The sequence below is a fragment of the Comamonas sp. FG99 genome (assembly GCF_057808605.1).
In genome coordinates this window covers 131242-153106 of record NZ_JBMDII010000008.1, presented here as the reverse complement: position 1 = coordinate 153106, position 21865 = coordinate 131242, and the positions used below count along the sequence as shown (strand labels likewise).

General features: G+C 68.0%; 23 protein-coding genes. 16 read left to right on the top strand and 7 right to left on the bottom strand.

The features are described 5' to 3' along the window. Nucleotides 1-5 precede the first annotated feature (5 nt). Complete coding sequence (locus ACODRX_RS07865) at nt 6-2342, bottom strand: LPS-assembly protein LptD (protein WP_488870735.1); 2337 nt, start codon at nt 2340-2342, stop codon at nt 6-8. Nucleotides 2343-2506: 164 nt separating this feature from the next. On the opposite strand from ACODRX_RS07865, the gene ACODRX_RS07860 reads away from it, so the two are divergent. The 13 genes from ACODRX_RS07860 to gap all read left to right on the top strand — a co-directional run bounded on the left by ACODRX_RS07860 (nt 2507) and on the right by gap (nt 15514). After that, nucleotides 2507-3637, top strand: a complete 1131-nt coding sequence (locus tag ACODRX_RS07860; RefSeq protein ID WP_488870734.1) for an aminoglycoside phosphotransferase family protein — start codon at nt 2507-2509, stop codon at nt 3635-3637. A gap of 68 nt (nt 3638-3705) precedes the next feature. Beyond that, nucleotides 3706-4446, top strand: coding sequence for a 16S rRNA (uracil(1498)-N(3))-methyltransferase (locus ACODRX_RS07855; protein ID WP_488870733.1), 741 nt, complete (start codon nt 3706-3708; stop codon nt 4444-4446). 197 nt (nt 4447-4643) lie between these two features. Beyond that, on the top strand, nt 4644-5408 hold the full coding sequence (locus ACODRX_RS07850) for an IclR family transcriptional regulator (RefSeq protein WP_488870732.1): 765 nt from the start codon (nt 4644-4646) through the stop codon (nt 5406-5408). A 49-nt stretch (nt 5409-5457) separates the two neighbouring features. Beyond that, nucleotides 5458-6198, top strand: a complete 741-nt coding sequence (locus ACODRX_RS07845) for a transporter substrate-binding domain-containing protein (protein WP_488870731.1) — start codon at nt 5458-5460, stop codon at nt 6196-6198. A 55-nt stretch (nt 6199-6253) separates the two neighbouring features. Then, entirely contained in the window at nt 6254-6922 is a 669-nt protein-coding gene (locus tag ACODRX_RS07840; RefSeq protein ID WP_488870729.1) for an amino acid ABC transporter permease, read from the top strand. Beyond that, nucleotides 6919-7704 (top strand): amino acid ABC transporter ATP-binding protein, encoded by a 786-nt coding sequence (locus tag ACODRX_RS07835; protein WP_488870728.1) that lies wholly within the window; start codon nt 6919-6921, stop codon nt 7702-7704. Before ACODRX_RS07840 ends, ACODRX_RS07835 begins: the two co-directional genes overlap by 4 nt. Nucleotides 7705-7715: 11 nt before the next feature. Then, nucleotides 7716-8336, top strand: coding sequence for a HutD/Ves family protein (locus ACODRX_RS07830; protein WP_488870726.1), 621 nt, complete (start codon nt 7716-7718; stop codon nt 8334-8336). A gap of 5 nt (nt 8337-8341) precedes the next feature. Further along, nucleotides 8342-9736 carry a formimidoylglutamate deiminase gene (locus tag ACODRX_RS07825; protein ID WP_488870724.1) on the top strand — a complete coding sequence of 465 codons (1395 nt, stop codon included), beginning with the start codon at nt 8342-8344 and terminating at the stop codon, nt 9734-9736. Between the two features lie 3 nt (nt 9737-9739). Beyond that, nucleotides 9740-10564, top strand: coding sequence for an N-formylglutamate deformylase (gene hutG / locus ACODRX_RS07820; RefSeq protein ID WP_488870723.1), 825 nt, complete (start codon nt 9740-9742; stop codon nt 10562-10564). 90 nt (nt 10565-10654) lie between these two features. Beyond that, nucleotides 10655-11842, top strand: coding sequence for an MFS transporter (locus ACODRX_RS07815; RefSeq protein WP_488870721.1), 1188 nt, complete (start codon nt 10655-10657; stop codon nt 11840-11842). Then, nucleotides 11839-12345 carry a GNAT family N-acetyltransferase gene (locus ACODRX_RS07810; protein WP_488870719.1) on the top strand — a complete coding sequence of 169 codons (507 nt, stop codon included), beginning with the start codon at nt 11839-11841 and terminating at the stop codon, nt 12343-12345. The genes ACODRX_RS07815 and ACODRX_RS07810 overlap by 4 nt, the downstream gene beginning before the upstream one ends. Nucleotides 12346-12446: 101 nt before the next feature. Further along, complete coding sequence (gene tkt / locus ACODRX_RS07805) at nt 12447-14483, top strand: transketolase (RefSeq protein ID WP_488870718.1); 2037 nt, start codon at nt 12447-12449, stop codon at nt 14481-14483. 29 nt (nt 14484-14512) lie between these two features. Next, a complete protein-coding gene (gene gap, locus ACODRX_RS07800) occupies nt 14513-15514 on the top strand; it encodes a type I glyceraldehyde-3-phosphate dehydrogenase (protein WP_488870717.1) in 1002 nt (333 codons plus the stop codon). A 164-nt stretch (nt 15515-15678) separates the two neighbouring features. Here the strand turns inward: gap and ACODRX_RS07795 are convergent, their stop codons facing one another. Further along, nucleotides 15679-16386 (bottom strand): DUF2076 domain-containing protein, encoded by a 708-nt coding sequence (locus ACODRX_RS07795; RefSeq protein WP_488870716.1) that lies wholly within the window; start codon nt 16384-16386, stop codon nt 15679-15681. Nucleotides 16387-16523: 137 nt separating this feature from the next. On the opposite strand from ACODRX_RS07795, the gene ACODRX_RS07790 reads away from it, so the two are divergent. Next, entirely contained in the window at nt 16524-16925 is a 402-nt protein-coding gene (locus tag ACODRX_RS07790) for an OsmC family protein (protein ID WP_488870715.1), read from the top strand. A gap of 14 nt (nt 16926-16939) precedes the next feature. Here the strand turns inward: ACODRX_RS07790 and ACODRX_RS07785 are convergent, their stop codons facing one another. The 5 genes from ACODRX_RS07785 to ACODRX_RS07765 all read right to left on the bottom strand — a co-directional run bounded on the left by ACODRX_RS07785 (nt 16940) and on the right by ACODRX_RS07765 (nt 20175). After that, nucleotides 16940-17182, bottom strand: a complete 243-nt coding sequence (locus ACODRX_RS07785) for a hypothetical protein (RefSeq protein WP_488870713.1) — start codon at nt 17180-17182, stop codon at nt 16940-16942. Between the two features lie 216 nt (nt 17183-17398). Next, nucleotides 17399-17881 (bottom strand): nucleoside deaminase, encoded by a 483-nt coding sequence (locus ACODRX_RS07780; protein WP_488870712.1) that lies wholly within the window; start codon nt 17879-17881, stop codon nt 17399-17401. 30 nt (nt 17882-17911) lie between these two features. Beyond that, nucleotides 17912-18247, bottom strand: a complete 336-nt coding sequence (gene uraH / locus ACODRX_RS07775; RefSeq protein WP_488870711.1) for a hydroxyisourate hydrolase — start codon at nt 18245-18247, stop codon at nt 17912-17914. A 45-nt stretch (nt 18248-18292) separates the two neighbouring features. Next, nucleotides 18293-18820: a hydroxyisourate hydrolase gene (locus ACODRX_RS07770; protein WP_488870710.1), complete on the bottom strand. Its 528-nt coding sequence runs from the start codon at nt 18818-18820 to the stop codon at nt 18293-18295. Nucleotides 18821-18834: 14 nt separating this feature from the next. Continuing rightward, nucleotides 18835-20175, bottom strand: a complete 1341-nt coding sequence (locus ACODRX_RS07765; RefSeq protein ID WP_488870708.1) for an MFS transporter — start codon at nt 20173-20175, stop codon at nt 18835-18837. 142 nt (nt 20176-20317) lie between these two features. On the opposite strand from ACODRX_RS07765, the gene ACODRX_RS07760 reads away from it, so the two are divergent. Beyond that, nucleotides 20318-21247, top strand: a complete 930-nt coding sequence (locus tag ACODRX_RS07760; RefSeq protein ID WP_488870707.1) for a LysR family transcriptional regulator — start codon at nt 20318-20320, stop codon at nt 21245-21247. Nucleotides 21248-21314: 67 nt separating this feature from the next. Then, nucleotides 21315-21845 (top strand): 2-oxo-4-hydroxy-4-carboxy-5-ureidoimidazoline decarboxylase, encoded by a 531-nt coding sequence (gene uraD, locus ACODRX_RS07755; protein ID WP_488870706.1) that lies wholly within the window; start codon nt 21315-21317, stop codon nt 21843-21845. Nucleotides 21846-21865: the final 20 nt, after the last annotated feature.

Here is a 21865-nt window from a genome sequence, read left to right as displayed (position 1 = left end):
GGTGGTCAATCGTAACTGCTGAAGCGGCTGGCCGGTGTGGTGTCGCGCGTCAGCGGCTGGTAGCCAGGCACATTGTCGCGCAGCGAAATCAGCGGGTCGGAGCCGAGCGCCAAGCGGGACAGGCCGCGGAACTCGACCTGGAACAGCAGCCGGGTGTTGGCCTGAACCAGGCTGGTCTGCAGCCGCTCCAGCACCACGCGGGTGGACCAGCAGCAGCTGCTGTATTCGAGGCCGGCCAGCGAGTCGACGAACTTGCGGTCCACTCTGCTGTAGTTCAGGCGGCCCACGGTGTACCAGCGCCCGTCGCCCTGCTTGCGCGCGCCGCCCATCAGCGACTCCAGGGGCCATTGCCAGCCCAGGTCGATCTGCTCGCTGTTGGTGGTCTGCGTGGTGTCGGCGCGCTGGTAGCGGTAGGCCAGGCTCAGGGTCTTGTACTGCCCCGGCTTGTAGCGCAGCGCGACGGTGGAGCGGACCGAGCGGTCGATCTCGGGGCTGTACTGCACCGTGGTGTCGAAGCCCCAGCGCGGCGTCCAGTTGATGCCGGCGCCCAGCATGATGTCGGACCAGCGCCCGCTGCTGAGATCCGGCGCCACACCGGGCATGGTGACCAGCTGGTCCTTGAAGCGCAGGCGCTGCGCCACGCTGAAGCGCGCCGCCTCGGCGCCGCTGTCGGCGTCGAGGAAGCGCGTGGTGGCGCCCACCGTCAGCATGTTGGTGTCCGAGATCCGGTCGTAGCCGGTGAAGGCGTTTTCGGTGTAGATCGTGGCGAAGCTGAAGTCGTACGGCCCGGTGTCGTACACCGGGATCATGCTCTGGTCGCGGTAGGGCGTGTAGGCATAGAACGCGCGCGGCTCCAGCGTCTGGATCAGGTTGCGGCCGAAGAGGCTCGTATTGCGCTCGAACACCAGGCCGCTGTCGATGCTGAAGGTGGGCAGCGCCACGCTTTTGCTGGAGATGCCGGTCAGTGAGGTGTCGTCGAAGCTGTAGTGGCGCGCATTGAACATCAGCTTGGGCGTGATGTAGCCCTGCGGCGCGATGAAGGGGCGGCTGATCTCGCCTTGCACGTAGGCGCGGTCGGCGTTCGACTGCTTGGTCAGCAGCGGGTCGGCGTGAAAGCGCGTGACGTCGGCTTCGAATTTGGCCTCCAGGCCATAGCCCAGGTTGCGCGGCGTGTAGCGGTACTGCAGCTGCGGCAGGCGGTCATAGGGCGGCACCACGATGCCCGACAGCGGGTCCTGCAGCGTCTGCCACGACTGCGCGCGCAGCAGCAGGCTCTGGTCGCCGCGCGACCAGTTCAACGTGCCGTCGCTGCTCAGCAGGCGCTCGTTGAGGTGGTAGCTGTTGCGCATGAAGTCCTGCCAGTAGTAGTCGTCGCTCACGCGCTTGAGGTTCAGGTTCAGCCCCAGACCACCGATGGGCGAATTCAGGCTCTGGTTGTGCTGCAGCACATAGGACCAGCGGTCGCGCTCGCGCAGCTTGTCGTTGGGCATGTACAGCGCGGCGAACAGGCCGCTGTAGCTGGGCTCCAGGTAGCGGAACTCGCCGGCCAGCGCCGCGCCGCGCTTGGTCATCACGCTCGGGGTGATGGTGGCGTCGCGGTTGGGGGCGATGTTCCAGTAGTACGGCTGCGCATAGCTGAAGCCGCTGTTGCTGTCCAGCGTGAAGGTCGGCGGCAGCAGCCCGGACTTGCGCTTGTCCGACAGCGGAAAGCTGATCTTGGGCACCGGCAGGATAGGCACGCCCTTGAATTCGAGCACCGCGTTTTCCGCCACGCCGATTTCCTCGATGGTGTCGATGTGGATCTTGTCGGCGCGGATGATCCAGTCCGGCTGCCAGCTGGCCTCGTCGGTGCGCTGGCAGGTGGTGTAGGTGCCCTGGTGCACCAGCGAGCGGTTGCGGTCGATGAAATCCACCTGCGAGGCCACGCCATAGGCGTTGTTCAGCAGCAGGCGGTAGTTGCCGTCCTTGAAATAGCCCTCGTGCGAGTCGAGCTGCATCTGCAGCTCCTGGCCGTCGAACACATTGCCGGCGCGGTTGATGTGCACGTTGCCCTGGGCGAAGGCGGTATCGGTGGGTTCGTGGTATTCGAGCCGGTCGGCGCGGATCATGGTGTCGGCGCGGCGCAGCTGCGCATTGCCGGTGACCACCGTGGTGCCGGCCGACTGGCCGGTCAGGTCGTCGCCTTCGAGGAACACCGGCATCTGCGCCCGCTCGGCCGACGAGAGCTGCTCGCGCAGCCGGGGGCTGGCCTGCAGCTGCAGGCCTTCATCGGCGGTCTGCGCCGCCGCCGGGCCCCAGGGCAGCCACAGCATGGCCAGGCACAGGCTGGCGATGGCGGTCATGCGGGGGCGATGCGCGTCAGTTGAAGAATCAGTATCCATGGACAAAGGGAGGCTGCAGCGATGGGATAGCGTTGTATGACATTGCGTGTGGCGCCGGCCCCGCATCGGTTCCCGCTGGCGGCGGGTCGGGTTTGTAGAATCTAGGACGTGACCCGCCATTATCCATGAGCCATCCGATTCCCCCCATGACCGACTTTTCCGCCGCCGCTGCCGCAGCGCAAGCTTTACCCTCTGTTACGGCGGTTGCATGGACCGACGCCGGCCGCCAGGCGCAGTTTGCGCAGTGGCTGGCGCGGATCGCCGGCCCCCAGCGGCTGCTGCCCGAGACCCTGCGCGCCGCGTCGGCCGATGCCGGCTTTCGCCGCTACCTGCGGCTCGACGACCGCGATGGCGCCACCTGCATCATCATGGATGCGCCGCCCGACAAGGAAGACTGCCCGCTCTTCGTGCGCGTGCAGTCCCTGCTGCGCGAGGCCCAGCTGAACGTGCCGCAGATCCTGGAGTGGGACGAGGCGCACGGCTTCATGCTGCTGAACGACCTGGGCGCGCAGACGGTGCTCGAGAAACTCCTGTCCGAGCAGGCCACCCCGGCCCAGGCCCGCCCCTGGTACCTGCAGGCGGTGGACGTGCTGCTGCAGTTGCAGCAGGCCTCGCGCCCCGGCGCGCTGCCGCCCTACGACGAGGCGGTGCTGCGCCGCGAGCTGCAGCTGTTTCCCGACTGGTACATCGCCCGGCATCGCGGCGTGGTGCTGAACGACAAGCAGCAGGCGGTGCTGGCGCAGGCCTTCGATGCCATCGTGGCGCAGAACCTGTCGGCGGCGCAGGTCTTCGTGCACCGCGACTTCATGATGCGCAACCTGATGGTGCCCGGCCATGCAAACACCGCCCTGGGCGTGCTCGATTTCCAGGACGCGCTCTACGGCCCCATTACCTACGACATCGCCAGCCTGCTGCGCGATGCCTTCATCAGCTGGGATGAGGACTTCGTCATCGACATCACCGTGCGCTACTGGCAAAAAGCCCGCAAGGCCGGCCTGCCGGTGCAGGAGGATTTCGGCGAGTTCTACCGCGCCGTCGAGTGGATGGGCCTGCAGCGCCACCTGAAGGTCGCCGGCATCTTCGCGCGGCTGACGCTGCGCGACGGCAAGCCCAAGTACCTGGCCGATGCGCCGCGCTTCATCCACTACATCCGCGCCACCGCGTCGCGCTACCGTGAGCTCAAGCCGCTGCTGCGCCTGGTGGACGAGATCGAGGGCATCGAGACACCCTCCGGCTGGGCCTTCGGCCGGGTTTGATTAAAATAGGCCTGCAGTGCTTATATATCAAGCGCTGACAGCTATCAATTCATGAGTATCCGCATCGCATGCCGCGCTTCTATTGCCCTGTGAACCTGGCCATCGGCGCCGAACTGGAGCTGCCGCCCGAGGCGGCGCGGCATGTGCAGGTGCTGCGGCTGCAGCCGGGCGACGGCATCACCTTGTTCAACGGCCAGGGCGGCGAATACAGCGCCACCGTCGTGCGCATGGGCCGTAGCCAGGTCGAGGTGCGCATCGAGGCGCACGCCGCCATCGAGCGCGAGGCCGCCATGGCCGTGCACCTGCTGGCGGGCATCACCGCCGGCGAGCGCATGGAATGGCTGGTGGAAAAGGCCACCGAGCTGGGTGTGGCCAGCATCACGCCCATCGAGGCCGAGCGCTCGGTGATGCGCCTCAAGGGCGAGCGTGCCGCCAAGCGCCAGGAGCGCTGGCAGGCGATTGCCGCCAGCGCCTGCGAGCAGTGCGGCCGCAACCGGGTGCCGCCCATCCATGCGCCGCTCGACCTGCAGCAATGGAGCCGGGCCGGCGCACCGGCCGATGCGCTGCGCCTGGTGCTCTCGCTGGCCTGTGGCACCCAGCCCTTGCCGCAGGCGCTGGAGCCGGCGCTTGGAGCGGGCTTGCCCGCGGCGCCCGCGCTGGTCTTGCTCTCCGGCCCCGAAGGCGGCCTGTCGCCGGCCGAAGAAGCGCTGGCCCGCGCCAGCGGGTTTGCGCCGGTCACCCTGGGGCCGCGCATCCTGCGCGCCGAAACCGCGCCCCTGGCCGCGCTGGCCTATCTGGCCGCGCTGTAGCCCCACTGATCTTCCGTGGCACGCCGCGCCAGCGGTTTGCCATGCCTTTTTCATTCCCGTTTAATGGGAATTGGCTCTGCTATTTGCTGCCCATCTAGGGTTTGTTCTAGTCTCTCGCTGTGAGTGAAAAATGAGAATTTGAGCATTAATGTTCCTCGATGAACAGTATTTTTTGTCCCATTAAATGGGAATGAAAGATGAATGCTCCAGACCCATTTGCCATAGACGTCGCGCCCGCCGAGGTATCGGCTGCCGACCGGGTGCTGCATGTGCTGGCGGTGTTGGCCAGTGCGGGCCGGCCGCTGGCGGCGGCCGAGCTGATGCAGGGCACGGGCTTGCCGCGCAGCAGCCTGTACCGGCAGCTGGCGCGCCTCAAGCGTTTCGGCTTCGTGATGGAAAGCGGCGCGTTGTACGCCCCCGGCCCGCTGGGCCTGCAGCTGGCGCGCGGCTTCGACGACGGCTCGCACCTGGTGCAGGTCGCGCGCCCGGTGCTGGAGCAGCTGACCGGGCAGACGCGCGAAAGCGTGGGCCTGCTGGTGGCCGCCAATGGCCAGGCGGTATGCCTGGACATGGTGGAAAGCCCGCTGTCGCTGCGCTGCTCGTTCGCCAAGGGCAGCAGCGTGCCCCTCAAGGTGGGCGCCTCGGCCAAGTGCGTGCTGGCCCACCTGCCGGCGCCGCAGCGCGACGACTTGCTGGAGCGGCACTATGGCGCGGGCACCCCGCTGCGGGCGCAGGCCGCGGCCGAGCTGCAGCAGCTGCGCGAGCGCGGCTATGTCACCACCGTCGGCGAAGTGGATGCCGGCGTCTGGGGCTGCAGCGTGCCGCTGTTCGGCGGTGGGCGCCGCGCCGTGGCGGCGATCACGCTGATGGCCCCGCACCAGCGCGTGCTGCACCAGCAAGAGCAGCTGGTGCAGGCCACGCTGGCGGCGGCGGCCCGCATCTCCCGCATCCTGGCCGAATGATGGCTCCGGCCCCGGACGATACCTTCACCATCCAAGAAAGGACTTTCCCATGAACTTCCGTCGCACCGCCTTGAAAAGCGGCATCGCAGTCCTGGCGCTTGGCGCCCATGCCGCGTTCGCCCAATCCGATCTGCTGCGCGTGGCCACCGATGCCACCTTCCCGCCCATGGAGTTCGTGGACAACGGCAAGCGCACTGGCTTCGATATCGAGCTGGTCGAGGCCGTGGCGCAGAAGATGGGCAAGAAAGTGCAGTGGGTGGACATCGACTTCAAGGGCCTGGTACCAGGACTGATCGCCAGGCGCTTCGACATGGCGGTCTCGGCGATCTACATCACCGACGAGCGCAAGAAGGTGGTGGATTTCAGCCAGCCCTACTACGCGGGCGGTCTGGTTGCGATGGTCAAGGACGGCAGCCCCATCGCCAAGTTGGCCGACCTGGACGGCAAGCGGGTGTCGGTGCAGGTGGGCACCAAGTCGGTGGGCTTCCTGACCGAGCACTACCCGAAGGTGCAGCGCGTGGAGGTCGAGAAGAACCAGGAGATGTTCAACCTGGTGTCCATAGGCCGCGCCGACGCTGCGGTGACCGGCAAGCCCGCCGCCTTCCAGTACCTGCGCACCCGTGGCGGCATGAAGGTGCTGGGCGAGCAGCTGACCACCGAGGAATACGGCATGGCGGTGCGCAAGGACATGCCCGAGCTGACCCAGGCGGTGAACAAGGCGCTGGCGCAGCTCAAGGCCGATGGCGGCTACCAGGCCATCGTCGACAAGTGGTTCCCTTCCTCCAAGTGATGCCTGCAGCATCGTGAAAACCGCAGGATTCGTGAAAACCGCAGGATAAAACGCTATGGATCTGGACTTTTCCCCCGTCTGGGCGGGGTGGGCCGAGCTGCTGCGCGGCGCGGCGGTGACGGTGGAGATCACCGCGGCCTCGCTGCTGCTTGGCTGTGTGATGGGCCTGCTGGTGGGCATCGGGCGGCTCAATCCGCAGCGCCGCATCGTCTACGGCCTATGCACTGCCTATGTGGCCGCCATCCGCGGCACGCCGCTGCTGGTGCAGCTGTTCATCCTGTTCTTCGGCCTGCCGCAGTTCGGCGTCATGCTGCCGGCCTTTGCCTGTGGCGTGCTGGGCCTGGGCATCTACTCGGGCGCCTATGTGTCCGAGGTGGTGCGTGGCGCGATCCAGTCCATTGACCGCGGGCAGATGGAGGCGGCGCGCTCCATCGGCATGTCGTCCGCCCAGGCCATGGCCTCGGTCATCCTGCCGCAGGCCGTGGTGCGCATGATCCCGCCGCTGGGCAATGAATTCATCGCGCTGATCAAGAACTCGGCCCTGGTGTCGCTGCTGACCATCCATGACGTGATGCACGAGGGCCAGAAGATCATCAGCGTGTCGTACCGCTCGCTGGAGGTGTATCTGGCGATCGCGGTGATCTATTTCGTATTGACCGGCGCGACCACCTTGCTGCTGCGCCATTTCGAGAAGCGCATGCGCGCAGGAGGCATGGTGCAATGAAGGCTGCTGCTGCAAACCCGACCCAGGATGCGCCCATGGTGAGCATTCGCGGCCTGCGTAAGGCCTACGGCGAGCATGTGGTGCTCGACGGCATCGATTTTGACGTGCAGGCCCGGCAGGTCGTAGTGGTGATCGGCCCCAGCGGCTCGGGCAAGAGCACCTTCCTGCGCTGCTGCAACGGCCTGGAGCAGCCCCAGGGCGGGCGCATCGACATCTGCGGCCGTACCCTGGTGCATGACGGCCGGACGCTGCCCGACAAGGAGCTGAATGCCCTGCGCGAAGAGGTCGGCATGGTGTTCCAGTCGTTCAACCTGTTCCCGCACCTGTCGGTGATCGACAACGTGACGCTGGGGCCGCGCAAGCTGCACGGCCTGGGCCGCGCAGATGCCGAGGCGCTTGCGCACGACCTGCTGAAGAAGGTGGGCTTGGGGCACAAGGCCGATGCGATGCCGGCCAGCCTCTCGGGCGGGCAGAAGCAGCGCGTGGCGATTGCGCGCGCACTGGCGATGCGGCCCAAGGTCATGCTGTTCGACGAGCCGACCTCGGCGCTCGACCCCGAGCTGGTCGGCGAAGTGCTGCAGGTGATGAAGCTGCTGGCCAGCGAAGGCATGACCATGATGGTCGTGACCCACGAAATGGGCTTCGCCAGGGAGGTGGCCGATGTCGTGGTGGTGATGGACGGCGGGGTCATCGTCGAGGCGGGTGAGCCGGCGACGATCTTCTCGAATCCGGCCAAGGAGCGCACGCGCAATTTCCTGCAAGCGGTGCTCACCAGACAATAGGCGGGTGTGAGATGACGATCGAATTCTTCAGCAGCGGACAGCTGCCCGCAACGCCATGGAAGAACGGCGGCGGCACCACGCAGGAAGTGGTGTGCTGGCCTCCGGGCGCGGATCTCTCCAATTTTGCGTGGCGCATCAGCATTGCGCGGATCGCCAGCAGCGGGCCGTTCTCGGCGTTTCCAGGCATCGACCGCACCATCGCGCTGCTGCAGGGCGATGGCGTGCAGCTGACGTCGGCCGATGGCAGCATCGACCATGCGCTGAACCGGCCGCTGGCGCCGTTTGCGTTTGCGGGCGACGTGGCGCTGGACTGCCGGCTGCTCGGCGGCGCGTCGCGCGACTTCAATGTGATGGTGCGTCGCGGAGCGCTGCGGGCGGCGCTCAGAGTCGCCGAGGGCGCGGCGGATCGGGCGGCGGCGCCGCATGGCCTGCTGCTGGCGCTGCGCGGAACGTGGCGCATCGACGGCCCTGCGGTGGCTGCGGATCTGGCTGCCGGTGCGCAGGATGGCGTGTACTGGGCGGACTGCGGCGATGCCGCCATGGCCGCGGTGCCGCAGACCCGGGATGCGCTGTTGCTCCTCGTGGAGCTGCACGATGCAGCTGCAGCTGCGGCTGCCGGGCACGGGGTGTGACGGCCATGGATCGATGCACCCGCAGTTTGTTTGCGGCCGATGCGCTGCTGCCCGGCGGCTGGGCCAGGAACGTGCTGCTGCGCTGGAATGCGGACGGCCAGCTGACGCAGGTGCAGGCTGGTGCAACACCCGTGGCTGGCACTCCGCATGCTGGCGGCCCGCTGCTGCCGGGCATGCCCAATGTGCATTCCCACGCGTTCCAGCGCGGCTTTGCGGGCCTGAGCGAGTTCCGTGGCCAAGCGCAGGACAGTTTCTGGAGCTGGCGCAGGCTGATGTACCGCTTCGCGGCCCGGCTGGGGCCAGAGCAGCTGGAGGCGATCGCCACCTGGCTGTACATCGAAATGCTGGAAGCCGGCTACACCAGCGTGTGCGAGTTTCACTACCTGCACCACCAGCCCGATGGCGCGCCGTATGCGAGCGATGCCGAGCTGAGCCTGGCCTTGCTGCGTGCCGCGAGGAGTGCCGGCATTGGCATCACGCTGCTGCCGGTGCTCTACCAGCACAGCGGTTTTGGCGCTCTGCCGCCGTCTGATGGCCAGAGGCGCTTCATCCGCAGCACCGACAGCATGCTGGCGCTGCTGCAGGCGCTGGCCGCGCCGTGTGCGGAGCAGGGCGCCGCGCTGGGGCTGGCACCGCATTCGCTGCGCGCCGTCGCCCCCGAGTCGCTGAAGGCAGCCGTGCAAGGCCTGCATGCGATGAATGCGCGGGCACCGGTGCATATCCATATCGCCGAGCAGGTGGCGGAAGTGCAGGACTGCCTGCGATGGAGCGGCCAGCGCCCGGTGGCGTGGCTGCTCGACCACATGCCGGTCGACGGCCGCTGGTGCCTGGTGCATGCCACGCACATGGACGCGGCGGAGTATGCACGCGCCGCTGCATCGCAGGCAGTGGCGGGGCTGTGCCCGCTGACCGAGGCCAACCTGGGCGACGGCATCTTCGAGCTGCCGCGCTGGGAGCAGGCCGGGGGGCGCTGGGCCATCGGCTCGGACAGCCATGTCGGCACCAACCCGGCTGAAGAGCTGATGCAGCTGGAATACAGCCAGCGCCTGCGCCAGCTGCAGCGCAACGTGGCGGCCAGTGCGCAGCAGCCGCATGTGGCCAGCCACCTGATGCTGCAGGCGGTGGCGGGCGGCGCCCAGGCCTCGGGCCGCGCGATTGCCGGGCTGACCGTGGGGCAGCAGGCCGACCTGGTCGTGCTCGATGCCGGCCATGTCGCGCTGGCCGGCCTGCAGGCGGTCGTGCAGCTCGATTCGCACGTCTTCGCCAGCAGCCGCAGTAGTGCGGTGGACGGCGTCTGGGTGGGCGGGCGGCGCCTGGTGCAGCAAGGGCGCCATGCGGCGCATCGCCGCGCCCGGGATGCCTTTGTCGAAGCCCGCGCCGCATTGACCAAGGAGGACTGAACCATGCACTTTGAAACCGACCGCCCGGCATTCGAATTCCGCCAGGGCTCCGCGCCCTTGCTGATTTCCTTTCCGCATGCCGGCACCCATGTGCCGCCGGTATTGGCCGAGCGCCTGACCGGCGAGGCGCGCCAGGTACCCGATACGGACTGGCACCTGCCCATCCTGTACGCATTTGCGCAGGAGATCGGCGCCTCGACGCTGGTGGCCACCCATTCGCGCTATGTGGTGGACCTGAACCGCCCCCCGGATGGCGCCAGCCTCTATCCCGGCCAGAGCGTGACCGGCCTGTGCCCGGTGGACACCTTCGACGATACGCCGCTGTACCGCGAAGCGGCGCTGGCGCCAGACGAGGCCGAGATCGCCCGGCGCCGCGAGCTGGTGTGGCAGCCCTACCACGACCAGCTTGCCGCCGAGATCGCGCGCATGCGCCAGCAGTTCGGCGCGGCGGGGCTGTGGGATGCGCATTCGATCCGCTCGGTGCTGCCGCGCTTCTTCGAAGGCAAGCTGCCCGACCTGAACCTGGGCACCAACCGCGGCGCCAGCTGCGCACCAGGCCTGGGCGAGCAATTGCTGGCAGAGGCCGGCAAGGCCGCGGCCGATGGCTTCAGCGCCGTGCTCAACGGCCGCTACACCGGCGGCTACATCACGCGCCACTACGGCCAGCCCGGGCAGGGCGTGCACGCGGTGCAGCTGGAGATGACCCAGTGCTCCTACATGCAGGAGGCCCTGCCGTTCGACTACCTGCCCGCGGTCGCGGCCCGCATCCAGCCCCATGTGCGCCGCATGGTGGAGACGCTGCTGCGGCTCGTGCAGGCGCGGGCCTAGCCTGGGCCTGGGGGCAGGCGGTTCCGGCGTGCTGCCGGCATGTTTCCCGCGTATGCTAGCGGCAGACATCCACAACGAGGCCTGCTCGCCATGAACCGCTCCATCGCCTGGCTCACGCTCTGCCAGGGCCTGCTGCTCACCAACAACGTGGTGTTCATCGCCGTCAACGGGCTGGTGGGCCTGCACCTGGCGCCGCGCCCCTGGATGGCGACGCTGCCGGTGATGGGCTATGTGGTGGGCGGTGCGCTCTCGACGCCGCTGGTGGCCGCCAGCCAGCGGCGCTGGGGGCGGCGCGGCTCGTTCCAGCTGGGCCTGCTGGTGGCGCTGGTGTCGGCGGCGCTGTGCGCGTTTGCCGCCTATGCGCAGCAGTTCGCGCTGCTGTGCCTGGCCACCGTGGTGGCGGGTTACTACAGCGCCAACGGTCAGCTGTACCGCTTTGCGGCGGCCGAGCTGGTGGATGCCTCGCAGCGCGAGCGGGCGATTTCGCTGGTGCTGGCCGGCGGGCTGCTGGGCGCGGTGCTCGGGCCGGCGCTGGCCAGCCGTGCCAAGACCTGGCTGCCGACGCCCTTCCTGGGGGCCTATCTGGCGCTGATGGTGGTGGCCGCGATCGGCATCGCCTGCATGGGCCGGGTGCGGTTTCCGGCGCCGGCGGCCAGGTCCGCCGCGGCTGGCGCGGCGCCGTCGCGCAGCGCCTGGCAGCTGCTGGCCCAGCCCGGCTTTGCCGTGGCCACCTTCTGCGCCGCGGCCAGCTATGGCGTGATGAACCTGCTGATGGCGGCCACGCCGATCGCGATGGATGTGTGCGGCTACGATTTCTCCGATGCCGCCGGCGTGCTGCAGTGGCATGTGGTGGGCATGTTCGCGCCGGGCTTCGTCACCGGCCAGCTGATCAAGCGCTTCGGCGTGCTGGCTATCATGGGCGTGGGCGTGCTGCTCAACCTGGTCTGCGTGGGCATTGCGCTGTCGGGGCAGTCGGTGATGCATTTCACCTGGGCGCTGGCGCTGCTGGGCGTGGGCTGGAACTTCCTCTTCACCGGCAGCACCAGCCTGGCGATGGACCACTATCGCCCCGAGGAGAAGGACCGTGCCCAGGCCACCATCAATTTCTGCGTGTTCGCCACCATGGCGGTGACTTCGTTCGCCTCGGGCGCGCTGGTGACCAGCCAGGGCTGGAGCATGCTGAACTGGGGCTCGCTGCCGCCGCTGGCGCTGACCGCGCTGGGCCTGCTGGCGGTGGCATGGCGCTGGCGCGCCCGCGCGGCGCTGCGGCGGCCATGAGCTGGCAGATCCAGCCCATGCGGCCGGCCGACCTGGATGGCGTGCTGCGCGTGCAGCGGGCCTGCTACGGCGCGGGCTTTGTCGAGCCGGCCGAGGTGTACCGCCGGCGCATCGCCAGCAGCGCGCAATGCTCGCTGGTGGCGGCCGATGCGGGCGGCGAGGTGCTGGCCTACCTGGCGGCCTACCGCTCGCGGCTGCATGCGATCACGCCGCTGCACGGCGATTTCGGCCAGGCTGGCGATCCCGATACCCTGTATTTGCACGACATGGCGGTGGCGCCGGCCCATGCCGGCCAGGGCATGGCCGGCGCCTTGCTGCGGGCCGCGCGGGCCCAGGCGGCGGCCTGGGGCCCGCGCTACAGCGCGCTGGTGGCGGTGCAGGGCGCGCGGGCCTATTGGGAGCGGCATGGCTACCGCTTGCATGGCCAGTTGCCGCCCGAGCAGCTGCAGCGCCTGCGCGGCTATGGGGCGGACGCGGTCTACATGGTGCAGGAATACCGGTAAACACGTTCTCGGGCCTGCGGCATTGCCGGGTGCGACAGAGGGCAGGCGGGCCGGCCCGTTAAAATGCGGGGTTTATTGATAATTCGAACCCCTCCTTCTCCATGGCCAACACTCAGAATATGGCGAATGCGATCCGCGCACTCGCAATGGATGCCGTTCAACAAGCCAATTCCGGTCACCCTGGCGCCCCGATGGGCATGGCAGACATGGCCGTGGCGCTGTGGGGGCAGCATCTGCAGCACAATCCCGCGAATCCGCACTGGGCCAACCGCGACCGCTTCATCCTCTCGAACGGCCATGGCTCGATGCTGATCTATGCGCTGCTGCACCTGACGGGCTACGCGCTGCCGCTGTCGGAGCTGAAGAACTTTCGCCAGCTGCACAGCAAGACGGCCGGCCACCCCGAGGTTGGCATCACCCCTGGCGTGGAAACCACCACTGGCCCGCTGGGCCAGGGCATCACCAACGCGGTGGGCTTCGCGCTGGCCGAGAAGCTGCTGGCCGCCGAGTTCAACCAGGGCAAGCACGCCATCGTCGACCACCACACCTATGTGTTCCTGGGCGACGGCTGCCTGATGGAGGGCATCAGCCACGAGGCCTGCGCGCTGGCCGGCGCCTGGAAGCTGAACAAGCTGATCGCGCTGTACGACGACAACGGCATCTCCATCGACGGCAAGGTCGCGCCCTGGTTCGTGGACAACACCGCGCAGCGCTTCGAGGCCTATGGCTGGAACGTGATCGGCCCCATCGACGGCCACGACGTGCAGGCGGTGAATGCGGCCATCGTCCAGGCCAAGGGCAGCAGCGACAAGCCCTCGTTCATCATCTGTAAGACGCATATCGGCAAGGGCAGCCCGAACCGCCAGGACACGGCCAAGGCCCACGGCGAGCCGCTGGGCGCCGAAGAAATCGCGCTGACCCGCGTCGCGCTGGGCTGGGACCACGGCCCGTTCGAGATCCCGGCCGAAGTCTATGCCGACTGGGATGCCAAGGCCGCCGGCGCCAAGGCCGAGGCCGCCTGGAACCAGCGCTTCGCCGCCTATGCCAAGGCCCACCCCGAGCTGGCCGAGGCCTTCACCCGCCGCATGGCTGGCGACCTGCCGAAGAACTTCGCCCAGGTGGCGGTCGAGACGGTGGCCAATGCCCATGCCAAGGGCGAGACCGTGGCCAGCCGCAAGGCCAGCCAGCTGGCGCTGGAGGCCTTTACCGCCGCGCTGCCCGAGCTGCTGGGCGGCTCGGCCGACCTGACCGGCTCCAACCTGACCAACACCAAGAGCACGCCGGCCTTCCGCGTCGATGACAAGGGCGCCGTGGTCAAGGCCGAAGACGGCAGGATCGGCCGCCACATCAACTACGGCGTGCGCGAGTTCGGCATGGCCGCCATCATGAACGGCGTGGCGCTGCACGGCGGCTACATCCCCTACGGCGGTACCTTCCTGACCTTCAGCGACTACAGCCGCAACGCCATCCGCATGGCGGCGCTGATGAAGCAGCGCGTGATCCATGTCTTCACCCACGACTCCATCGGCCTGGGCGAGGACGGCCCCACGCACCAGTCCATCGAGCATGCGGCCAGCCTGCGCCTGATCCCCAACCTCGACGTCTGGCGCCCGGCCGACACCACCGAGACCGCGGTGGCCTGGAGCGTGGCGCTGACCAACCGCCGCCTGCCCAGCGCGCTGCTGCTGTCGCGCCAGAACCTGCCCTATGCGCCCAAGAGCGGCGAGGCCGTGGGCAACATCAGCCGCGGCGCCTACGTGCTGTCCGAGCCCGCCGACGTGGGCCTGCGCAAGAAGGCCCAGGCGGTGATCATCGCCACCGGCTCCGAGGTGCAGCTGGCGCTCAAGGCGCAGCGTGAGCTGGCCGAAAAGAAGATCGCGGTGCGCGTGGTCTCCATGCCCAGCACCACCACCTTCGACAAGCAGGACGCCAAGTACAAGAGCAGCGTGCTGCCTGCCGGCCTGCCGCGCGTGGCGGTGGAGATGGGCGTGACCGACTTCTGGTGGAAGTACGGCTGCGCCGCCGTGGTGGGCATCGATGTCTACGGCGAATCGGCCCCGGCGCCGGTGCTGTTCGAGCACTTCGGCTTCACGCCCGCGAATGTCGCGGCCACGGTGCGCGCCGTGCTGAAGAAATAGTTTCTTTTTTCACTTTTGGGAGAGCTTTCATGGCGATCAAAGTAGGTATCAACGGCTTCGGCCGCATCGGCCGCAACGTGCTGCGCTCTGCGGTACAGAATTTCTCGGACATCGAGATCGTGGGCATCAACGATCTGCTGGAGCCCGACTACCTGGCCTACATGCTGCAGTACGACAGCGTGCACGGCCGCTTCCAGGGCGAGATCGCCGTCGAGGGCAACACCTTGATCGTCAACGGCAAGAAGATCCGCCTGACGCAGGAGCGCGACCCCGCCAACCTGAAGTGGGGCGAGGTCGGCGCCGATGTGGTGATCGAGTCCACCGGCCTGTTCCTGACCAAGGAAACCGCGCAGAAGCACATCGACGCCGGCGCCAAGAAGGTCATCATGTCGGCCCCGTCCAAGGACGACACCCCGATGTTCGTCTTCGGCGTGAACTGCAAGACCTACGCCGGCCAGGCCATCATCTCCAACGCCTCGTGCACCACCAACTGCCTGGCCCCGCTGGCCAAGGTGCTGAACGACAAGTGGGGCATCAAGCGCGGCCTGATGACCACGGTGCACGCCGCCACCGCCACCCAGAAGACGGTGGACGGCCCGAGCAACAAGGACTGGCGCGGCGGCCGCGGCATCCTCGAGAACATCATCCCCAGCAGCACCGGCGCCGCCAAGGCGGTGGGCGTGGTGCTGCCCGAGCTGAAGGGCAAGCTGACCGGCATGTCCTTCCGCGTGCCCACCTCCGACGTGTCGGTGGTGGATCTGACGGTGGAGCTGTCCAAGGACGCCACCTACGCCGAGATCTGCGCCGAGATGAAGGCGCAGTCGCAGGGCGCGCTCAAGGGCATCCTGGGCTACACCGAGGACAAGGTGGTGGCCACCGACTTCCGCGGCGACACCCGCACCTCGATCTTCGACGCCGAGGCCGGCATTGCGCTGGACGGCACCTTCGTCAAGCTGGTGAGCTGGTACGACAACGAGTGGGGCTACTCCAACAAGTGCCTGGAGATGGTGCGCGTGGTGGCCGGCAAGTAAGCGCCGCCATCCAGTGCCAACGGCAAAAAGGCGCGTCCGCGGGCGCGCCTTTTTGTTGCTGGAGATTTCAAAAACAGGAGCTGCTTGCGCTTTATATACAATGTTTTCAAATAGCTTTCATATTGAAATCATTGTGCGGTAATCGCTGGCAGCTCTTATTTTTATCAGGCGAAGCTGTCGTCGTCATCGTCGAAAAAGCCTCCGGTGCTGTCGAAGTCGTCGCTGCCGCGCAGCAGGCCGGCATCGCCGCCGGATTCGCGCGCCAGCTGGTCGAGGCCGGCCTGGTTCTGGCCGTCGTCGTAGAAATTCTGGGTCACGTTCTCGACCACCTGCGGCGAATTGCCGCCGCCCGGCCAGCCGCTGCCCGTGCCGTGGTGGCCGAGCAGGTTCTCCAGGCCGTTGAACAGGAACATGCCGCCGGCCACGCCCGCCGCCGATGCCGCCGCATGGCCGAGAAAGCTGCTGCCGGCCGCTGCCGGTGCCGCCGCGCCGGCAGCGGCGGCCGGGCCGCCGAACAGCCGCTCGCGCCAGCCGGGCTGGGCCGGCGGCGCTGCCGCATAGGCGGGTGCTGCATAGGCGGGGGTGGGGGAAGGGGCCGCCGCCGGATTGCGGCCGAACTGGGTGTCCAGGCCCTGGCCCAGAAAACTGCCCTGGCCCTGGGCTTGTTGCTGCAGCTGGGCGATTTGCTGGCGCGCATCGTGCAGCGCCCGCTCCAGCAGCAGCGCGCGCTGCACCAGCAGGTAGCTGGCGTCGGGCTGCGCGGCCAGGCGCTCGCGGATCAGCGCGTCGGCCTGCGGGTCCTTGGCCACGCCTTGGGCGGCGGCCAGCCGCTGCAGGAATTCATCGAGCCATTGCTGTTCCTGGGAAGTCATCGCATTCATCCTTTCCCCCGTGTCGGGGCATGCAGCAGGAAGATGGGGACAGTATCGCGCCGCAAAAGCCGCGGCGGTGTATCCAGGTGCAGCGCTTAAGCGTGGTCTAAGATGCGGATTTGGCCCAGGAGATACCGATGAGCGAACAAGCCACTGCCCGCAGCACCGCCACGCCCTACCGGGTGGAGCTGTCCGACCCGGCCGGCCACCAGTGGCGGGCCGACGAGCCTGCGGACAAGGGGGGCGGGGATGCGGCGCCCGATCCTTCGCAGTTGCTGCTGTCCGCGCTGGGCGCCTGCACCACGATCACGCTGCAGATGTATGCGCAGCGCAAGGCTTGGCCGCTGGATGCGGTGCGGGTGGAGCTGGCGCTCAACCCTGATGGCAAGCCCGCGCAGGGCAACGCCATCGTGCGCACCATCCACCTCGAAGGCGCGCTGTCCGAGGAGCAGCGCGCCCGGCTGCAGCAGGTGGCCGAGGCCTGCCCGGTGCACAAGCTGCTGAGCGGCGAGATCCGCATCGCCACGCAGCTCGATTGAGCCCGCCTGGCGGCCTACTTGACGATGATGTTGCCGTGCTCGACGTGGTATTCGAAGTCGGGCGTGGACAGGGTGACCGTCACCGGCTGGCCGTCCGACTCCCACGACAGCACATAGCTGGCGATGGCGGTGGAGACCTGGACGTCCAGGTCGCGGGGAATCTCTTCCAGCTGGCCGTCGCCGATGCGGTGCTGCACCGGGCCGACCACACGGGCCTGAAAGTCGCCGCTGTACGCGCGCTGATTGCTTGTCGTCATATCGATACTCCTGCTGAGGTGCCCGCAGGGGGCTGGAACTTGAGGGACGCGGCTGCCATCACGGCAGGCATGGTGTGCGGTCCGCTGCATCGGCGGTCCGCTGGAGGAGCCAGTTCGTATGCACACTGGCGAGCCTGCTTTTTACCATGCCTGCGTGGCAGTTCCGTGTAGGACATTGCAAGCGCTCACAGCCTGCCCAGCAGGATACCGGCGCGCCTAGCGCGCCACCTTCTCCTGCCAGGCCTCATACAGGTCTTCGCCTTCGTCGCGCACCGGCAGCGAGACCAGCTGCAGCGCGCGCGCGCCGGGCGCCTTGCGAAGCTCGTCGTAGCCGCGCGCGGCGGACAGGTCGTAGGGCTCGCCGTCTTCGTTGGAGTAGGCGTAGTACACCGTCTTCACGCCCGCCAGCAGCATGGCGGTGTAGCACATGCTGCAGGGATAGCCGCTGGCATAGACCACCGCGCCGCTCAGATCGGTATGGCCCTGGGCCTTGGCGGCAGCGCGCACGGCCTGCATCTCGGCATGGGCCGTGGGGTCGCACAGCTCGTCCACCTGGTTGACGGCACGGGCCAGCACCTGGCCATCCCTGACCAGCACCGCGCCGAACGGCCAGGTGGCCTGTGCGCGGTCCTTGACATTGCCCATGGCCAGGCGGATGGATTCGAGCAGGTACTTGCCGGCGTCGTTGTCGTTGCTCATCGGGTCACTCTCCTTGGTAAAAAAACAAAATCAGCTGCCGCGGTAGGTGTTGAAGAACCACGGCGAGCACAGCATGGGCACGTGGTAGTGCTGGGCCGCGTCGAAGATGGAAAAGCGCACCAGCACTTCGTCCGACAGCGCGGTGGGCTCCTTGAAATGCTCGCCCACGTGAAAGCGCAGCTCGAAGTCGCCGGTGCGGGCCGCCGCGGCGGCCATCATCGGCGCATCGGTGCGGCCGTCGGCATTGGTGCGCGTGCTGGTGATGCGCTGCGGGGGCGTCTGCGCCAGGTCGTAGAGTTCCACCCGCATGCCGCTGATGGGGCGGCCGGTGGTGAGGTTGAGTACATGGGTGCTGATGCCTGCCATGGCGTGCCTTTCGATGGGATTGCGATAGAGCGGTGCCGCGGCTGCTCAGCTGCCGCGCGAATAGGTGTAGCTCCAGGGGCCGAACTGGATCGGCAGGTGGATGCGCTGCGCGGCATCGGCGATCTGAAAGCGCACCGGCAGCTTGGAGAGGAATGGCGGGCGCGGCAGCCTGGCGCCCTTGGCGGCGAAATACTCATCCACATGCAGCAGCAGCTCGTAGCGGCCGGTGCGGTAGCTGTCGTCCACCAGCAGCGGCTCGTCGGCGCGGCCGTTGGCGTTGATGGTGAAGGAGCGCAGCAGCGCATAGGCCTCGCCGTCGAGGCGCGAGAAGTCGATGCGCAGGCCGGTGGCGGCCATGCCGTGGTAGGTGTCGATGGTGTGCACCGTCAGGCGCGGGCTGGCGCCGTGCAGCGAAATCGGGCCGCTGCTCTGCGCCGGTGCGGCCGGCGGCGGGGCATCGGCTGCCAGCGCGCCGCGCGCGGCCGCCAGGGCCGAGGCGCCGAGCGCCATGCCGGACAGGGCGAACCGCCGGCGCGACGGCGCCAGCGGAGCTTGCAAGAGGTTGGATGGCATGCTCGGTGTCTCCTTCAGGGGTTGTTCTTGCGGCGCTGGATGCGGGCCACGAAAGCGATGGCGAGAATGGCCGCCAGCGCCTCGACGATGGCCACCAGGTACAGGCCCGGCGCGACCTTGCCGGTCGAGGCCTTGATCACGCCCATCAGGTAGGGGGCGCCGAAGCCGGCCAGGTTGGCGACCGAGTTGATCAGCGCCACGCCCACCGCAGCGGCGCCGCCGCTCAGCAGCATGTTCGGCATCTGCCAGAACACCGGGATGGCGCTCATGGTGCCCACCAGGGCCAGCACCATGGCGCTCAGCGCCAGCAGCACCGGAATGCTGCCCATGCCCATGGTGACCGCCAGCACCAGCATGCCCACCGCGCCGAGCAGGGCCGAGCCCGCGAAGTGCCAGCGCACCTCGCCGCGCTGGTCCGAATGGCGGCCGTTGATGATCATGCCGGCCGCGCCCAGCAGGTAGGCGGCGCCGGCGATCCAGCCGACTTCCATCGGCGAGCTGAAGCCGGCCTCGCGGATCACCGTGGGTATCCAGAAGGTCAGCGTGGAGTTGGCGCACAGCAGGCAGAAGAAGACCGCGATCAGCAGCCACACCATGGGGTTGCCGAACAGGGTGCGCCAGTCGCTGTGGCGCTCGCCCTGGGCCTTTTGGTCGAGTTCGAGCTGCTGGCGCACCACGGCGCGGTCCGCATCGCTGAGCCACTTGGCCTGCTCGGGGCGGTCGGTCATGTAGAAATAGGCGAAGATGCCGGCCAGCACCGAGGGGATGCCCTCGATGATGAACAGCCACTGCCAGCCATGCATGCCGTGCGCGCCGGCTGCCCAGGTCATGATGCCGCCGGCCAGCGGGCCGCCGATGACGCCGGCGATCGCCGAGGCCGACATGAAGGTGCCGAAGGCCTTGGCGCGGCGCTTGGAGGGGTACCAGTAGGTCAGGTACAGGATGATGCCCGGGTAGAAGCCCGCCTCGAACACCCCCATCAGAAAGCGCAGGAGGTAGAACTGGGCCGGCGTGCTGACCCAGGCCTGCATGATGCAGATGAGGCCCCAGCCGATGGTGATGCGCATCACCGTCTTCTTGGCGCCGATCTTCTGCAGCAGCATGTTCGACGGCACCTCGAACAGGAAGTAGCCGATGAAGAAGATGCCGGCGCCCAGGCCGTAGACCGCCTCGCTGAACTTCAGGTCGTCCAGCATCTGCAGCTTGGCGAAGCCGATGTTCACCCGGTCCAGCCAGGCCAGCACCCACAGCACGCCGAGAAAGGGCAGCAGGCGCCAGGAAATCTTGGAATAGGTGGCGTTCACCTGGTCGTCGGCGGCAGGCATGCCGGTCGCCGGTAGGGTCTGAGCACTCATAATGGGGTCCTTGTCTCCAACAGTTATCTGCGTTTTCACGGCTGCATGGTCGCGGCTTGGCCTCTTGAGCGAAACTGCGCAGCATCTATAGACCGAATAGCAAAGCGCATATACCCCATGCGCGGCGGCCCAGGAGCACGGCTTGTCACGAAACGAGGATGCCTTCGATACCTACCTGCTGCGGGTGCTGTGCACGCTGATCAGCGAGCAGAGCGTGTCGCGCGCGGCGATCCGGCTGGACCAGTCGCAGCCGGCGATCAGCGCGGCGCTCAGGCGGCTGCGGCTGCTGTTCGGCGATCCGCTGCTGGTGCGCGACAAGAACCGCATGGTGCCCACCGCGCGTGCCTTGCTGGCGGCCGACCAGGCCCGCGCGGCGCTGGAGCTGATCGACGGCATGGTCAATGCCGGCAAGGCGTTCGCAGCCGAGAGCACCCAGCTGCGCTTCACCATCGCCACGCCCGACTACCTGGCGCCGCCTTTCCTCGCGCGGGTGACCCAGGCCCTGCGGGCTCAGGCGCCGGGCGCCCGGCTGGCGGTGCTGCCGCTGGGCCCGCAGTTCGACTACGAGCAGGCGCTGCAAAGCGGCGAGATCGACATCGTGATCGGCAACTGGCCCAGCCCGCCCGAGCACCTGCACATGTCCACCCTGCTCGAAGACGAGGTGGTCTGCCTGATGGACGCCGCCCACCCCTGGGCCGCGCCCGGCGAGCTGACGCCCGAGCGCTACCTGCAGGGCGCGCACATCGTGCCCACCCCCTATTCCATCGCGCAGCGCGGCGTGGTCGAGTCCAGCCTGGGCACCATGCGGGTCAGCCGCGACCGGCGGGTGCAGTGCTCGTATTTCGGGCTGGCGCCCGACCTGCTGGTGGGCACCGACTTGCTGATGACCACGGCCCGCCACTTCGCCGCATACCATGCCAGGCGGCTGCCGCTGCGCATCGTGCCGCTGCCCATGGGCCCCCGCGCCATGCGCTTTTACCTGCTGTGGCACGCGTCGCAGCACCGCCTGGCCTCGCACACCTGGCTGCGCGGGGTGCTGAGCGCAGCCGCCCAGGCGCTCAGCGCCGCCTGAGCTGTTATACCGCCTATAACAATCCGCCACTGGGAAAGCCGCGGGGTGGCTACCTACACTGGCCGGCATGACGAGCAACCCCACCCCCCTGACCCTCGCCGCGCTCAATGCCATGGCGCCCGAGCATTTTGTCGCCGCCCTGGGCGAAGTCTTCGAGTACGCCCCCTGGGTGGCGCAGGCCGCCGCCGCGCAGCGCCCCTTCGCCAGCGTGCAGGACATGCATCGCCGCATGATGGCGGTGGTGCAGTCCAGCCCGCGCGAGCAGGTGGTGCGATTTCTGTGCGGCCACCCGGAGCTGTCGGCGCAGGCGGTGAATGCCGGCACGCTGACCAGCGACTCGCAGCAGGAGCAGCAGGGCGCCGGCCTGGGCGACCTGCCGCCCGACCAGGCGGTGCGCCTGACTGCGCTGAACCAGGCCTACCGCGACCGGCACGGCTTTCCCTTCATTGCCTGCGTGCGCCACTACACCCGCGCCGGCCTGTTCGCCGAACTGGGCTCGCGCAGCGGGCGCGATACCGAGGGCGAACTGGCCGAGGCCCTGCGCCAGATCGGCTTCATCACCGGCCTGCGCCTGCAGCAGCGGGTGCAGGCGGGCTGAAGCACGCAAAAAAGCCGCGG